Origin of the sequence: Pseudonocardia sulfidoxydans NBRC 16205 (assembly GCF_007989085.1) — a bacterium.
GTDB classification, from domain to species: domain Bacteria; phylum Actinomycetota; class Actinomycetes; order Mycobacteriales; family Pseudonocardiaceae; genus Pseudonocardia; species Pseudonocardia sulfidoxydans.
Map to the genome: position 1 here is coordinate 42,125 of NZ_BJVJ01000010.1, position 14,442 is coordinate 56,566.

At 73.1% G+C, this 14,442-nt stretch carries 15 protein-coding genes; 5 read left to right on the forward strand and 10 right to left on the reverse strand.

Going from position 1 to position 14,442, the window contains the following annotated elements; all coding sequences use genetic code 11:
* The first annotated feature begins 105 nt into the window (after positions 1-105).
* Together napA and PSU4_RS07585 are read left to right on the forward strand one after the other, a co-directional pair.
* Complete coding sequence (napA, locus tag PSU4_RS07580) at positions 106-411, forward strand: nucleoid-associated protein NapA (protein WP_147104081.1); 306 nt, start codon at positions 106-108, stop codon at positions 409-411.
* Positions 412-468: 57 nt separating this feature from the next.
* Complete coding sequence (locus PSU4_RS07585) at positions 469-1,143, forward strand: LytR C-terminal domain-containing protein (RefSeq protein WP_147104084.1); 675 nt, start codon at positions 469-471, stop codon at positions 1,141-1,143.
* 65 nt (positions 1,144-1,208) lie between these two features.
* Here the strand turns inward: PSU4_RS07585 and PSU4_RS07590 are convergent, their stop codons facing one another.
* The 4 genes from PSU4_RS07590 to moeA all read right to left on the reverse strand — a co-directional run bounded on the left by PSU4_RS07590 (position 1,209) and on the right by moeA (position 6,958).
* Complete coding sequence (locus tag PSU4_RS07590) at positions 1,209-3,431, reverse strand: AAA family ATPase (RefSeq protein WP_147104088.1); 2,223 nt, start codon at positions 3,429-3,431, stop codon at positions 1,209-1,211.
* 117 nt (positions 3,432-3,548) lie between these two features.
* A complete protein-coding gene (locus PSU4_RS07595) occupies positions 3,549-4,532 on the reverse strand; it encodes a CDP-alcohol phosphatidyltransferase family protein (protein WP_147104091.1) in 984 nt (327 codons plus the stop codon).
* Positions 4,529-5,272 (reverse strand): phosphatidylserine decarboxylase, encoded by a 744-nt coding sequence (locus PSU4_RS07600; protein ID WP_147104094.1) that lies wholly within the window; start codon positions 5,270-5,272, stop codon positions 4,529-4,531. Before PSU4_RS07600 ends, PSU4_RS07595 begins: the two co-directional genes overlap by 4 nt.
* Positions 5,273-5,716: 444 nt before the next feature.
* The gene (moeA, locus tag PSU4_RS07605; protein ID WP_246114990.1) at positions 5,717-6,958 is read right to left on the reverse strand and encodes a molybdopterin molybdotransferase MoeA; all 1,242 of its coding nucleotides are present in this window, start codon (positions 6,956-6,958) and stop codon (positions 5,717-5,719) included.
* A 126-nt stretch (positions 6,959-7,084) separates the two neighbouring features.
* Here moeA and PSU4_RS07610 point away from each other — a divergent pair, with 126 nt between their 5' ends.
* Together PSU4_RS07610 and groL are read left to right on the forward strand one after the other, a co-directional pair.
* Positions 7,085-7,288 carry a cold-shock protein gene (locus PSU4_RS07610; RefSeq protein WP_013677741.1) on the forward strand — a complete coding sequence of 68 codons (204 nt, stop codon included), beginning with the start codon at positions 7,085-7,087 and terminating at the stop codon, positions 7,286-7,288.
* Positions 7,289-7,489: 201 nt separating this feature from the next.
* Positions 7,490-9,127 carry a chaperonin GroEL gene (groL, locus tag PSU4_RS07615; protein WP_147104100.1) on the forward strand — a complete coding sequence of 546 codons (1,638 nt, stop codon included), beginning with the start codon at positions 7,490-7,492 and terminating at the stop codon, positions 9,125-9,127.
* Between the two features lie 181 nt (positions 9,128-9,308).
* Here the strand turns inward: groL and PSU4_RS07620 are convergent, their stop codons facing one another.
* Positions 9,309-10,253: a helix-turn-helix transcriptional regulator gene (locus PSU4_RS07620; RefSeq protein ID WP_147104103.1), complete on the reverse strand. Its 945-nt coding sequence runs from the start codon at positions 10,251-10,253 to the stop codon at positions 9,309-9,311.
* Positions 10,254-10,315: 62 nt separating this feature from the next.
* On the opposite strand from PSU4_RS07620, the gene PSU4_RS07625 reads away from it, so the two are divergent.
* Positions 10,316-10,906 carry a TIGR03086 family metal-binding protein gene (locus PSU4_RS07625; RefSeq protein ID WP_147104106.1) on the forward strand — a complete coding sequence of 197 codons (591 nt, stop codon included), beginning with the start codon at positions 10,316-10,318 and terminating at the stop codon, positions 10,904-10,906.
* A gap of 6 nt (positions 10,907-10,912) precedes the next feature.
* Here PSU4_RS07625 and PSU4_RS07630 read toward each other — a convergent pair whose 3' ends face one another.
* From PSU4_RS07630 to PSU4_RS07650, 5 genes are all read right to left on the reverse strand, one after another.
* Positions 10,913-11,245 (reverse strand): YciI family protein, encoded by a 333-nt coding sequence (locus PSU4_RS07630; protein ID WP_246114991.1) that lies wholly within the window; start codon positions 11,243-11,245, stop codon positions 10,913-10,915.
* A gap of 289 nt (positions 11,246-11,534) precedes the next feature.
* On the reverse strand, positions 11,535-11,846 hold the full coding sequence (locus tag PSU4_RS07635; protein WP_147104109.1) for a PspC domain-containing protein: 312 nt from the start codon (positions 11,844-11,846) through the stop codon (positions 11,535-11,537).
* A gap of 106 nt (positions 11,847-11,952) precedes the next feature.
* The gene (locus tag PSU4_RS07640) at positions 11,953-12,273 is read right to left on the reverse strand and encodes a hypothetical protein (protein WP_147104112.1); all 321 of its coding nucleotides are present in this window, start codon (positions 12,271-12,273) and stop codon (positions 11,953-11,955) included.
* 128 nt (positions 12,274-12,401) lie between these two features.
* Positions 12,402-12,632 (reverse strand): hypothetical protein, encoded by a 231-nt coding sequence (locus PSU4_RS07645; RefSeq protein WP_147104115.1) that lies wholly within the window; start codon positions 12,630-12,632, stop codon positions 12,402-12,404.
* A 117-nt stretch (positions 12,633-12,749) separates the two neighbouring features.
* Entirely contained in the window at positions 12,750-14,411 is a 1,662-nt protein-coding gene (locus tag PSU4_RS07650) for a DNA repair helicase XPB (RefSeq protein WP_147104118.1), read from the reverse strand.
* Positions 14,412-14,442 lie beyond the last annotated feature (31 nt).

Genomic DNA, 14,442 nt, shown 5'->3' on the forward strand with positions numbered 1-14,442 from the left:
GTTCGTGTCGGGCTCGCGTGGTTGAATCACCCCGGTGAATGACACATGTGTGATTCACGGTTCTGCCAGCCAGTGCACGATGTGCTGTGACGCCCGAGGAGCGTGATGGAGTCCGCCACGGAACACGGGGTCGCAGACCCCGCAGCCGGCCCGGCCGACGAGCTCGACCGCCGGGAGCGCGAGATCCTCGCCTTCGAAGGCCAGTGGTGGAAGTACGCCGGCGCCAAGGAACAGGCCATCCGCGAGCTGTTCGACATGTCGGCGACCCGCTACTACCAGGTCCTCAACGCGCTGATCGACAAGCCCGAGGCACTCGCCGCCGATCCCCTGCTCGTCAAGCGGCTCCGGAGGCTTCGTACCAGTCGGCAGCGCACCCGTGCGGCGCGTCGGCTGGGAATCGAGCCCTGGTGACGCCATTGTGATCACGCATCCGGTCGCCGACCGGTACCCGTTGACCCGGAGGTTGTCGTGACCACACCAGGATCGTCCGGTGGCTCGCCGCTGCGGATCGGCGGCTTCGCGCTGATCGGCGTCGGCATCGTCGCCGGTGTGATCGGTCTGGCGACGACCGCGCTCGGCAACGGGAACGGTGCCGGCGAGACCGACAACGCGGCCGCGCCGACCTCCGCGACCGCCCCCGCGGAGCCGGGCCCCGGCGCGACACCCACCGACGGCTCCGTGCCGCTGCCCTCGTTCGGGCCGACCGGCAACATCGGCGCCCCGCCCACCACCGAGCCCGGCGCCGGCGGCGCGGCAGCGGGCGGTGCAGGTGGCGTCGGCGGTACGGGTGGAGCGGGTGGGGCCGGTGGCATCGGCTCGGGCTCGCTCGCCGAGGGTGGGGTCAGCCCCGACACGTTGAAGGCGCCCGTCCGCGTCTACAACAACAGCAACATCAGCGGCCTGGCCGAGCGTGCGCGCACCGACTTCGAGTCGGCGGGCTGGAACGTCACCGAGGCGCGCAACTACTCCGAGGGCATCATCCCGACGAGCACGGTGTACTACCGGCCCGGCACCGCCGAGCAGGGCGCGGCCGACGCGCTGGCCCGCCAGTTCGGCATGCGCTCCGAGCCCCGGTTCTCCGGGATCGAGGACGCCACGCCCGGCATCATCGTGATCGTCACCAAGGACTTCCAGCAACGTTGACGTCCGCTCCCCGGTCGTCTGCGCTCGTGGCGGTCAACGCCGACCGCCACGAGCGCAACACTCCTTCAGGGCCTGCGTGACGCGTAGGCCTCCAGCTGGGCCAGCTGCGCCGGGTCGAGCGAGGCCGGGACGGTCTTGCGGGCCGCGTCGATGTGCGCGGCCGTGACCTGCGTGGCCTCCAGCGACTCCCGCATCGCCGTCAGCGCGGCCTCCCGCAGCACCGCCGCGCAGTCGGCCGCCGAGTAGCCCTCCAGCTCGGTGCCGAGCGCGTCGAGATCGACGTCGTCGGCCAGCGGGGTGTTCCTGCCCGCCGCGCGCAGGATGTCGGCGCGCGCCTGCGCGTCCGGCGGCGGCACGTACACCAGGCGCTCCAGCCGACCCGGGCGCAGCAGGGCGGGATCGATCAGCTCGGGCCGGTTGGTGGCGCCGACGACGACGACCTCCCGCAGCGGCTGCGCGCCGTCGAGCTCGGTGAGCAGGGCGGCGACCACCCGGTCGGCCACCCCGGAGTCGGTCGACCCGCCGCGGCGCGGCGCCAGCGCGTCGACCTCGTCGAGGAAGATCAGCGCGGGTGCGGCGTCGGAGGCCTTGCGGAACAGCTCGCGGACCGCGCGCTCGGACTCGCCGACGTACTTGTCCAGCAGCTCGGCGCCCTTGACGGACAACACGTTCAGCCGTCCCGTGCCCGCGAGCGCGCGCAGCAGGAACGTCTTGCCGCAGCCGGGCGGGCCGTAGAGCAGCACCCCGCGCGGCGCCGCGACACCCAGACGCGCGAACGAGTCGGGGTACTGCAGCGGCCACAGCACCGCCTCGGTGAGCGCCTGCTTGACCTCGGTCATGTCGCCGACGTCATCGAGCTCGATCCCGCCAGTCTGCAACGTCTCCGACGACGACATCGACACCGGCCGCACCGACGACACCGCGTCGAGCAGGTCCTCCTGCCGGATGCGCGGCTCGTCGTCGGCGTCGGCCTCCGTGCGCAGCGCCGCGCGGATCGCCGCCTCCCGGCGCACCGCCAGCAGGTCGGCCACCACGAATCCCGGCGCGCGCTCCGCCACCGCCGCGAGGTCGACGCCCTCGGCCAGCGGGACCGACGCCAGCAACCGGCGCAGCAGGTCCGTGCGGGTCCGGGCGTCGGGCAGCGCCAGGCTCAGCTCCCGGTCGACCAGGTCCGGCGCACGCAGCCGCGGGTCGACGGCCTCGGGTGCCGACGTCGTCGCCACCAGCGCCACGCCCGGTGTCGCCAGCGCGTTGCGCAGCACGTCGAGCACCAGCGTCGCCAGCGGCGGCGGATCGGCCGCCGGGAGCAGGGCGTGCACGTCGGTGACCAGCAGCACGGTCGGCCGGCCCGCACGCGCCGCACCGACGGCCGACTCCACCGCGTCGTGCACCCGCTGCGACGCCGCGCCCGGCTCCAGCGCCGCCGCCGACGGCGCGTCCAGCTCGACACAGCCGGCCTCGACCGCGGCCGCGGCGCTGCGCGTCAACGTCGCCTTGCCGACACCCTCCGGGCCGACGACCAGCGCCCCCAGCTGCGCCGTCCCGCCGAGTTTGGCCAGCAGCTCGGGCCGGCGGAACGTCAGCTCCAGCCACTCGACGAGGCGCCTGGCCCGGTCCACGCTGCCGACGAGCTCGTCGATGCCGAGAGCCGGTTCGGCCGGGGCCGCCGTGGGTGCGGTCACCGTCGGCACGGCCGGCGCGGTCGGTGTCGCCGGTGCACCGGTGGTCGGGCCGTCGAGCCACCCCACCACCGTCGACGGCTGGACCGCCACCACACCCGCCGGCTCCGTGTCCGCGACGACCAGCAGCTCCGACGTCCAGCCCCCGCCGACAGTGTTGGCCAGCGTCCGGCGGGCCGTCGGCACGTCCGAGCCGGGCGGCGGCGCGAGGTCCTGGGGCAGCAACGACACCGCGTCGCCGCGCACCACGACCTTGCCCAGCAGCGCCAGCCGGATCGTCTCCGGCGTCGCCGTCCGCGCGATCCGCGAGCCGCTCAGCACCACCCGCCGCGCCGCCGCCGCGACGGTCGGGGCCACGACGACACTCGCGCCGTCGGTCAGGCCGCAGTTGGACAGCGTGACGTCGTCGACCGTGACCTGCCCGTGCGGCGTCGCCGGGTCGGCCGCGGCGGCCAGGGCGCTCGTGACCCGGGAACCGGTCAGCGTGACCGCGTCCCAGGGCCTCAGGTCGAGTGCGTCGAGCACCTCCGGGTGCAGCCGCACGACCCCACGACGGGAGTCGACAGCGGACGTGGCCAGCCGGGCGACGAGCGTGATCTCCGCGGGCACCCCCGCACGCTATCGGTCCGCACCCACCCCCTCACGCCGAGTGCGACACAGCGCTGGTCCCGGCGACGAACCCGGGCAGCTCGCGCCGGGCGCAGGGCAGGTCGTGGACACCCCGGGTCAGCGGCGGCGGATACCCAGGCGTCGGCGGCTGCCGCGGGGCAGCCGGCCGCGTGGGGGTGTGGGGCCGGGGCGGCCGTTTCCGTTGACCGCGCCCTCGTCGGCACCGATCAGGCGCACCCGGCGCGCGACGGCGGAGGCGCCACCGGCGACGCGGCGGCGCAGCGGCGGGCGCAGACCCAGCCGGCGGGCGGAGCGGGCGGCCCGTGCGACGGCCCGCCGCTGCCGTACGGGGACGTTCCAGGCCTCGGGGTGCTGGGCCAGCCACCGGTGCCGGTACATCGTGTACGGCAGCAGCAGGAGGTATCCCAGGGCCACGACGGCGAGCCCGAGGAACGGTGCGGTGAGCAGGACGGCCGCGGCGAGGCCGACGAGGACGAGCAGCGGGGCGATCAGCCGCGGGGGGACGCGGACGGTCTTGAGCGACAGCGTCGGGATCCGGCTGACCATGAGCGCCGCGGCGACGAGCGCCCACAGGGCGACGGTGAGCTGCGAGGACCACCAGCCGTCGCCGAAGTGCAGCCACAGGTACAGCGGGATGCCCGCGACCAGGGCAGCGGCCGGCGCGGGGACGCCGACGAAGAACTCCTTGGCGTACGGCGGCTGGTCCTCGTCGTCGAGCAGGGTGTTGAAGCGGGCGAGCCGCAGGGCCATGCAGACGGCGAAGACGAGGGCGACGATCCAGCCGAAGCGGTTGCCCTCGAGCCCCCAGATGTAGATGACGAGGGCGGGGGCGACGCCGAAGGAGACCAGGTCGGACAGGGAGTCGAGCTCGGCGCCGATCTTCGAGCTGGCGTCGAGGAGCCGGGCGAGGCCGCCGTCGAGTGCGTCGCAGAGCGCGGCGGCACCGACGGCGGCCACGCACAGCTCGAACCGCCCGACCAGCGCGAACTGCACGCCCGAGAGCCCGGCGCACAGCGCGAGGATCGTGACCGCGTTGGGCAGCAGCCGGATCCCGGCGGTGTAGCCGGGCACCGACCTCATCGGGCGTCCGGCAGCTCGGCGAGCACCGTCTCGCCCCCGATCGTGCGTTGCCCCGGCGCGACGAGCACGCGTGACCCCGCGGGCAGGTAGGTGTCGACGCGGGAGCCGAACCGGATGAGGCCGAACGTCTCGCCGGCCGCGACCTCGTCGCCGGGCTTCACCTGGCAGACGATGCGGCGGGCGAGCAGCCCGGCGATCTGCAGGACGCCGACGCGGTGGCCGTCGGCCGTGGTGAACAGGACCGCGTTGCGTTCGTTGTCCTCGCTGGCCTTGTCGAGGTCGGCGGAGAGGAAGACACCGGGCCGGTACTCGACGGCGGTGACGCGGCCCTCGACGGGGACACGCTGCACGTGGACGTCGAGGACGGAGAGGAAGACGCTGACGCGCGGGACGGGCCCGGCGGGCAGGCCGAGCTCGGGGGCGGGCTCCACCTCGGACACCGTGGCGACGGTGCCGTCGGCGGCGGCGACGACGACCCCGGCGCGGACGGGCGGGACCCGCCGCGGCTCGCGGAAGAACGCGGCGACCGCAGCGGTGGCGGCGACGCCCGCGACGGTGCCGCGACCGGTGACGAGACGGAGGAGCGCGGCCCCGGCGGCGACGCCCGCGACGAGTGGCCGTCCTCCGGGGTGCATGGGTGGGACGGCGGCGCGGACCAGTTCCGCGACGTGCCCGATCGAGGTTCCGGACGTCGAGGGCGCGGACTCTGCGGACGACTCTGCGGACGACTGTGCGGACATGGACGGGTCGGCTCCTGAGTGGCGACCGTGGCGCGGCCCGGCAGGCCGCGACGACGAATCGCCACGGTAGTGCAGGGGAGGTCGACGACCGCAGAGGGTGCGCACCGCGCAGAAGGGGTGATCGCAAAGGGCCGGGGCCGTCATCCCCCGAGACGACGACCCCGGCCGTGGAACCGCTCGTCCGCTCCCCAGCGACGGGCGGTAGGTCCGTTGCGTTGAAAGGCGGTTACCCGCCTTCTACCGAAAGTATCCAGAGCAATCGGCTCATCGTCCAGATCAGCAGGTCGAGAACCCTGCGAAGTGCACCGATCGGCCGAACGCTCACCAGTTAAGACGCTCTCAGGTGCCTGGTTGTTGCACTCTTCGCGTGTGATGTAGGTCACATTTCATCGCCTGACCGTGCGGAACCGATCGCCGAGCGGTTCAAAGCCGCTTCACGACGGGTCACGCCTCGAGGAGCCAGACCTCCACATCCACACCCCTGTCGACCGCCGAGACACCCTCGGGGACGACGATCAGGCAGTCGGCCAGCGCCAGCGACGCGAGCAGGTGCGAAGCCGGCGCCCCGACCTCGTGGACGGTCCCGTCGGCCGCGTCGAGGACACCGCGGCGGAACTGCCGCTTCTCCGCGGGCGACACCAGCGCCTCACCCAGCGCCGCCGAGACCACCGGCCGCATCGGGTGCGGATGCCCCATCGCCGCCCGCAGCGCCGGACGCACGAACACCTCGAACGACACCAGCGAGCTCACCGGGTTGCCCGGCAGCGTCACCACGGCAGGCCCGTCCCCGTCGAGCCGGCCCGCGCCCTGCGGCCCACCCGGCTGCATCGCGACCCGCACGAACTCCACACCCCGGCCCGCCAGCGCGTCCTTGACCACCTCGTAGGCGCCCGCGCTCACCCCGCCGGAGGTGAGGATCAGGTCGACCCCACCCGCCTTCTCGGCGAGCAGCTCGGCGAAGACCTCCACGTCGTCGGGGACGAACCGCAGCAGCTCCGGCTCGCCACCCGCGTCGGCGACCGCCGCGGCCAGCATCGGACCGTTCGACTCGAAGATCTGGCCGGGCGCCAACGCGGAACCGGGCTCGACGAGCTCCGACCCCGTGGACAGCACGAGCACCCGCGGGCGACGACGGACCGCGACCGTGGGCAGCCCGACGGCAGCCAGGAGCCCGATCTGCGGCGGCCCCAGGACCACGCCCGCCGTCAGGACGGTCGCGCCGGGCGTGACGTCCTCGCCCGTGCGTCGCACGTGCTGGCCCGCGGCCGGGTGGCCGTGGACGACGACCGTCTCGACGCCGCCGTCGGTCAGCTCGACCTGGACCACCGCGTCGGCACCCGCGGGCATCGGCGCGCCCGTCATGATCCGGTGGGCGGTACCGGGCCGCAGCGTCGGCACGTCGGTGCGGCCGGCCGGGATGTCCTCCGGAACCGGGAGCGTCACCGGTGAGTCGGGCGAGGCGGCGGCGACGTCGGCCGCGAGGACCGCGTAGCCGTCCATCGCCGAGTTGTCGAAGGGCGGCAGGGCGACGGCGGACACGACGTCGGCGGCCAGCACCCGCCCCAGCGCCCCGGAGATCGGCACCTCCACCGCCGGCATGGGCGCCAGCAGCGACGCCACGAACGCCCGGTGCTCGTCGACGGTGCGCGGACGGCGCGGGGCGGTCAGGTTCTCGGAGGTCGTCACCTCCCGCATCCTGCCCGACCCGGCCCGTTCCGCCGCGACCTGGGGATCGTCCCGGATCGCCGGCCCCCGGCGGGCCCGTTCCGGGGGTAGCGTCGACGTCGTTCGTACGCAGCAACAGGAGGTGCCGTGGCTCAGGGCACGGTCAAGTGGTTCAACTCGGAAAAGGGCTACGGCTTCATCGCCACCGACGGCGGCCCGGACGTCTTCGTCCACTACTCGGCGATCCAGGCGGACGGGTTCCGCACCCTCGACGAGGGCGACCGGGTGGAGTTCGAGACGACGGCAGGCCGCGACGGCCGGAGCCAGGCCGAGGCGGTCCGCCGCATCTGACCCCGGGTGACGCGCACCCCGGAGGGCGCCCCGCACGGGTGGGGCCTTTGTTGCACTCGCCTGTGCCGAGTGCTAAAAACGGCGTTGGCACTCCGGCATGCCGAGTGCCAGTCGGGTCGGTGAGACCGGCGCAGGGTTGCCGGTCGTCCGTCGCGGGCACCACCCGACACGAGGTCATCCCAATCGGAGGGCAACACCCCCATGGCGAAGCAGATCGCGTTCGACGAGGAGGCGCGCCGCGGGCTCGAGCGCGGCATGAACACCCTCGCCGACGCCGTCAAGGTGACGCTCGGCCCGCGTGGCCGCAACGTCGTCCTGGAGAAGAAGTGGGGCGCGCCCACCATCACCAACGATGGTGTGTCGATCGCCAAGGAGATCGAGCTCGAGGACCCGTGGGAGAAGATCGGGGCCGAGCTCGTCAAGGAAGTTGCGAAGAAGACCGACGACATCGCGGGTGACGGCACCACGACCGCCACCGTGCTGGCGCAGGCGCTGGTCCGCGAGGGCCTGCGCAACGTCGCCGCCGGCGCCAACCCGATGGCGCTCAAGCGCGGCATCGAGAAGGCCGTCGAGGCTGTCTCCCAGGCGCTGCTGAAGGCCGCCAAGGACGTCGAGACCAAGGACCAGATCGCCGCCACCGCGTCGATCTCGGCCGCCGACGCCTCGATCGGCGAGCTCATCGCCGAGGCGATGGACAAGGTCGGCAAGGAAGGCGTCATCACCGTCGAGGAGTCGCAGACCTTCGGGCTCGAGCTCGAGCTCACCGAGGGCATGCGCTTCGACAAGGGCTACATCTCGCCCTACTTCGTGACCGACGCGGAGCGGATGGAGGCCGAGCTCGAGGACCCGTACATCCTCCTCGTCTCGTCCAAGATCTCGACCGTCAAGGACCTGCTCCCGCTGCTGGAGAAGGTCATGCAGTCGGGCAAGCCGCTCGCGATCATCGCCGAGGACGTCGAGGGCGAGGCCCTGGCCACGCTCGTCGTCAACAAGATCCGTGGCACCTTCAAGTCCATCGCCGTCAAGGCGCCGGGCTTCGGTGACCGCCGCGAGGCGATGCTGACCGACATGGCCATCCTCACCGGTGGCGAGGTCATCTCGGAGAAGGTCGGCCTCAAGCTGGAGAACGCCGACCTGTCGCTGCTGGGCTCCGCCCGCAAGGTCGTCGTCACCAAGGACGAGACGACCATCGTCGACGGCTCGGGCGACGCCGACCAGATCGCCGGTCGCGTCAACCAGATCCGTTCCGAGATCGACCGCACGGACTCGGACTACGACCGCGAGAAGCTGCAGGAGCGCCTGGCCAAGCTGGCCGGCGGTGTTGCGGTCATCAAGGCCGGTGCCGCGACCGAGGTCGAGCTCAAGGAGCGCAAGCACCGCATCGAGGACGCCGTCCGCAACGCGAAGGCGGCCGTCGAGGAGGGCATCGTCGCCGGTGGTGGCGTTGCGCTGATCCAGGCCGGTGCCGGCCTGTTCGAGGGTCTCGGTCTCGACGGTGACGAGGCCACCGGCGCGAACATCGTCAAGGTCGCGCTGGAGGCTCCGCTCAAGCAGATCGCCGTCAACGCCGGCCTCGAGGGTGGCGTCGTCGCGGAGAAGGTGCGCTCGCTCCCCGCGGGTGAGGGCCTCGACGCCGCGACCGGTGAGTACAAGGACCTGGTCAAGGCCGGCATCATCGACCCGGCCAAGGTCACCCGCTCGGCGCTGCAGAACGCCGCGTCGATCGCGGCGCTGTTCCTCACCACCGAGGCCGTCATCGCCGACAAGCCGGAGAAGAACGCCGGCCCGGCCGGCGACCCGACCGGTGGCATGGGTGGCATGGGCGGCATGGACTTCTGAGTCCGGCTCCACAGCACCACAGCACGTCCTGTCAGGGGCGGCACCCGTTCCCGGGTGCCGCCCCTGCGGCGTTCCCGGCTCCCTGGCGGCTCCGCGCGCGGCGGCTCCGTGCGCGGCGGCTCAGCGCACGGCGGCTCCGCCGCCTGTGAGCGGCGATAGTCGCTATAGCGACTATCGCCGCTCACGAGTGCGTGTCGGCCAGGCGCTGGGCGCGGGCGCGGATCGCCTCCCGCAGCTCCGGCGGGTCGAGCGCCTCGGCGTCGACGGCCAGGGACCACATGACCCGCTCGGCGTGCTGCAGGTCGCCGAACCCCACGTCGACGACGAGCCACTGCCCCTCGTCGCAGACATCGGTGACCCCCGCCGAGATGCGGACGATCTCCGCGCGCCGCGACGGCCGGATCCGCAGCCGGGCGCGGATGCCGGTGTAGCTCGACAGGAACTCGGCGCGGCGTCGTTGCCACAGCTCCTCGAGGTCGACGCCGGCGGGCCGGGCGGCGGGCTCGGCGAGCTCCTCGGCCTCGGTGATCCGGTTGACGCGGTAGGTGCGGTCGGCCCCGTCGTGCAACGCCAGCAGGTACCAGCGGCCGGCGGCACTCACCAGCCCGAGGGGATCGACGGTCCGCCAGCTCGGCGGCTCGCCGCGGCTCGGGTAGCGGATGCGCAGCCGGTGTCCGGTGAGGACGGCGCGTTGCACGGCCTCGGGGTGGCGGTCGGGCTCGGGCTCGGCGATGAGGCCGCCGCGGCGGACGAGGACGCGGCCGGCGGCGTCGGTGGCACGGCTGCGGGCGTCGTCGGGCATGGCGGCGACGAGCTTGGCCATCGCCGAGGAGAAGGCCGGGCCCATGCCGAGTGCCTCGGACGTGACTCGCGAACGTGAGGTGAGCAGGGCGACGGCCTCGTCGTGGGTGAGGCCGGTGAGGTCGGTCGTGAACCCGGGGAGCAGGGCGAAGCCGCCGTCGCGGCCGCGTTCGGAGTAGACGGGCACACCGGCGGCCGACAAGGCGTCGATGTCGCGCAGAACCGTGCGCGTCGACACTTCCAGCTCCCTGGCCAGCGCGGATGCCGGCATCCGGCCGCGGTGGCGCAGCAGCAGGACGAGGGCGAGCAACCGGTCGGCGCGCACTCGGAAAGAATGCCACGGATACACGACACAAGATGTCGTGATTGGGCGCCAGGGTTCTCGCCATGACGACTCCCACCGCACAGCAGACCGACCCCCGACCCCTCTACCGCGACGCCCTCGGCTGGGTCCGCGGCCTCGTCGACACGGTGCCCGTGGCGCGCTACGGCGACCCGACCCCGTGCGCCGACTTCGACGTCCGCACCCTCGTCGCGCACCTGATCGCGACGGTTGGCCGCGCGCAGGCCGTCTCGCTCGGCGAACCGGCGATCTCGCGGCCGTCGATGATCGAGGGCATCCCGGACGACGACCTCGCCGCCACGTACGGCCGCGCCGTCGACGACCTCGCTCCACTGTGGAGCAACGACGCCGTGCTGGACTCGATGGTGCAGGTCCCGTGGGGCGAGGTCCCCGGCCGCGGCGCGCTGTGGGGCTACCTCGACGAGGCGCTCGTCCACGGCTGGGACCTCGCCGTCGCCACCGGCCAGGACGTGGAGGCCGACCCCGCACTGGCGCAGGCCACGTTCGCCGCGGTCGTGCGGTTCCTGCCGGCCGAGCCGCGCGGCGGCCCCGTGCCGTTCGGACCGGTCGTCGAACCGACCGCCGACGCGGGGCCCACCGAGCGGCTCGCCAACTGGGCCGGACACCACCGCTGAGCCGGCTCAGCCGACCTCTTCGCGCACCTCGACGGTCTCCTCCGGACACCGGCGGGCCAGCGCCAGCGCGGTGTCGAGGTCGGGCGCGGAGATCATGTAGTAACCGCCGAGCACCTCACGCGCCTCGGCGTACGGCCCGTCGCTGACCACCCGGTCCACGCCGCGGACGGTCCTGGCCGTCTGTGGTGGGGCCAGGGCCGCAGCGCTCACGATCTCGGCGCCTGCCTCCGCAACGGCCTCGACGAACGCCTCGTGCTCGGCGATTCCCTCGTCCCACGAGTCGTCGCCGATCTCCCAGTCGGTGGTCGTCGAGTAGAGCAGCAGCATGTAGTTGGGCACGTCGGCTCCTCGGCTGTGGGGACCCCGGTGACCCCCTCATGATGCCGACGAACCGGACAACCCGGATTCGACATGCTCACCGGGGACCGTGGGATCAGGCCGACGGACCGCGCCCGCAGCAGCTGGGCCGCGAGCGCACCATGACGATCCAGGTCGCGCGAGCTCTCCCGTCACTCGCAGCCCGAGCCGAGTGCGGCGACGACCAGGCCGGGCAGGGACCGCAGCACGATGCCCCGAGGCCGGTGGGCGACGCGGCGCGCCCGCAGCGGGCACTCGTCCGGCCCGGCCGTCAGTCGGCCTCGGGCGCCAGAACCCAGGCCGCGACGTAGAGCACCGCGCCGGCGCCCGCGCCGAGGATCGTCAGGGCGACGAGCCCGAGGCGCAGCAGGGACACGTCGATGTCGAGCTGCGCGGCGATGCCGCCGCACACGCCGCCGAGCATCCGGTCGGAGCGGCTGCGGACGAGACGGAAGGGCTTCTTCGGGGTGCCCTGCGCGTCGGCGGTCGTGTCCGTCGCCGGGTTGTCCGTCCCGGGGATGTCCGTCGGGGGGATGTCGGTCGTCGGGATCGAGGTGCCGGTCGAGGTGGTGTCGGTGTCCATGACGTCGAGACTCCCGCCGCGGACGGCGCACATCCTCCGGGACGCCCCCGATCCGAACCCGGATCCGACCCCGGCCCCGGGTCGGTGCTCACCCCCGGTGGGCTCCTCAGCCGCGGCGCGTCGACGGACCGATGCGAGGGCGCCGGCCACGTGGGACCGCGCGCCGCTGCTGCGGGATCCGGGGCACCTGGCGTCCGAGCAGCTCACGACCGGTGTCCGACGGAGTGCCGTCGGCGGGCGGGGGTGTTCTGTCGACGACCGGCAGTGCGACGGGGCGGGCGCGCCGCACGGGCATCGGCGGACGGTCCTGCCCGATGGCTTTCTCGCGCAGGTGGAAGAAGCGGCCGATGACCAGCGCGGCGGCCATCGCCACCACGAGCCATCCCGCGACGCCCACGAGAACCCACGCCAGAACTGAGATCGTCATCACCTGCCTGGAGGCGACGATATACCGGGTGTGAGCGTTTCGCGCCGGGCCGTGACGCTGATGGGTGACGCTCGACAGCGGCTTTCGCGTCAGCTATCTGACGTCGCGTGGCCGGCACTCACGGAGGGTCAACGGTCGCGGAGGCGGTGCCCGCGGCCCGGCCGACCCGCCGGTGGATCACCGGAGGGCTCGTCGACCGGGTCCGGGGGCTGCGGCACCACCGGCTCGGCGGGACCTCGGGGGACCTGTGCGTCGCGGGCGCGGATCATCCGGCCGAGGAGGACGACGACGATCACCGACACAAGGATCCATGCCGCGACGCCGATCGCGACCCAGCCGATGACCGGAATCGTCCCCACCTCCCCCGCACGGTCGTGCCGTCAGGGGTTCGAGTGTGCCCGCCGGCCGGCCCCTCCGCCGACCTGACTGGCCGATCAGCGCAGCACGGGGGCCCGATCGGGGGTATCCGGTGACTCTCAGTCCACCTCGGGGATGGCCGGGCCCAGCAGGTCGTCGGCGTCGACGATCCGGTAGGCGTAACCCTGCTCGGCGAGGAAGCGCTGACGGTGAGCGGCGTACTCGGTGTCGAGGGTGTCGCGCGAGACCACGGAGTAGAAGTGCGCCTGCCGGCCGTCACCTTTGGGCCGGAGCAACCGGCCCAGCCGCTGGGCCTCCTCCTGCCGCGAGCCGAACGTTCCCGACACCTGAACGGCGACGGTCGCCTCCGGCAGGTCGATCGAGAAGTTCGCGACCTTACTGACCACGAGACGCTTGATCTCGCCCGCGCGGAACGCGTCGAACAGCGCCTCGCGCTCCTTGTTCTTCGTCGACCCCTGGATGACGGGGCACTCCAGCGCCTCGCCGAGGTCGTCGAGCTGGTCGAGGTAGGCACCGATCACCAGGGTGGGCTCGTCGGGATGGCGGTCGAGGATCGCCTTGACGACGGGCAGCTTCGTCCGCGCCGTCGACGCCATCCGGTAGCGCTCCTCCGCATCGGCGGTGGCGTAGCCGAGGCGCTCGGCGTCGGTCAGCGTCACCCGGACCTCGATGCACTCGGCCGGCGCGATCCAGCCCTGTGCCTCGATGTCGCGCCACGGGGCGTCGTAACGCTTGGGGCCGATCAGGGAGAACACGTCACCCTCGCGGCCGTCCTCGCGCACGAGGGTGGCGGTGAGGCCGAGCCGGCGGCGCGACTGCAGGTCCGCCGTCATCCGGAAGACGGGCGCGGGGAGCAGGTGCACCTCGTCGTAGATGACCAGACCCCAGTCCCGGGAGTCGAACAGCTCGAGGTGGCGGTACTCGCCCTTGGTCCGCCGGGTGATGACCTGGTAGGTGGCGATCGTGACCGGGCGGATCTCCTTGCGCTCGCCGGAGTACTCGCCGATCTCCTCCTCGGTCAGGCTCGTCCGCGCGATCAGCTCGCGCTTCCACTGCCGCCCGGAGACGGTGTTGGTGACGAGGATCAGCGTCGTCGCCTTGGCCTGGGCCATCGCCGCTGCGCCCACGAGCGTCTTGCCCGCCCCGCACGGCAGCACGACGACACCCGAGCCGCCCTGCCAGAAGCCGTCGACCGCCTCCTGCTGGTAGGAGCGCAGGTTCCAGCCGTCCTCGGCGAGGTCGATCTCGTGGGCCTCGCCGTCGACGTAGCCGGCCAGGTCCTCGGCCGGCCACCCGATCTTGAGCAGGGCCTGCTTGAGCGGGCCGCGCTCGGACGGGTGCACGACGACGGTGTCGTCGTCGATGCGCGCGCCGAGCATCGGGGCGATCTTCTTCTGCCGGAGGACCTCCTCCAGCACCGCGCGGTCGAGCGCCGTCATGACCAGGCCGTGGACCGGGGAGTTCGACAGCTGCAGCCGTCCGTAGCGGCCCATCGTGTCGACGACGTCGACCAGCAGGGGCTGCGGCACGGCGTAGCGGGAGAACCGGACGAGGGCGTCGACGACCTGCTCCGCGTCGTGCCCCGCGGCACGGGCGTTCCACAAGGCCAAGGGCGTCACCCGGTAGGTGTGTACGTGCTCGGGCGCGCGCTCCAGCTCGGCGAACGGGGCGATCGCCGACCGGGCGTCGCCGGCCGAGGGGTGGTCGACCTCCAGCAGGAGGGTCTTGTCGGACTGGACGATGAGTGGGCCGTCGGGCACCGAGAGTCCTTTCGCACGCGCAAGATGAGCT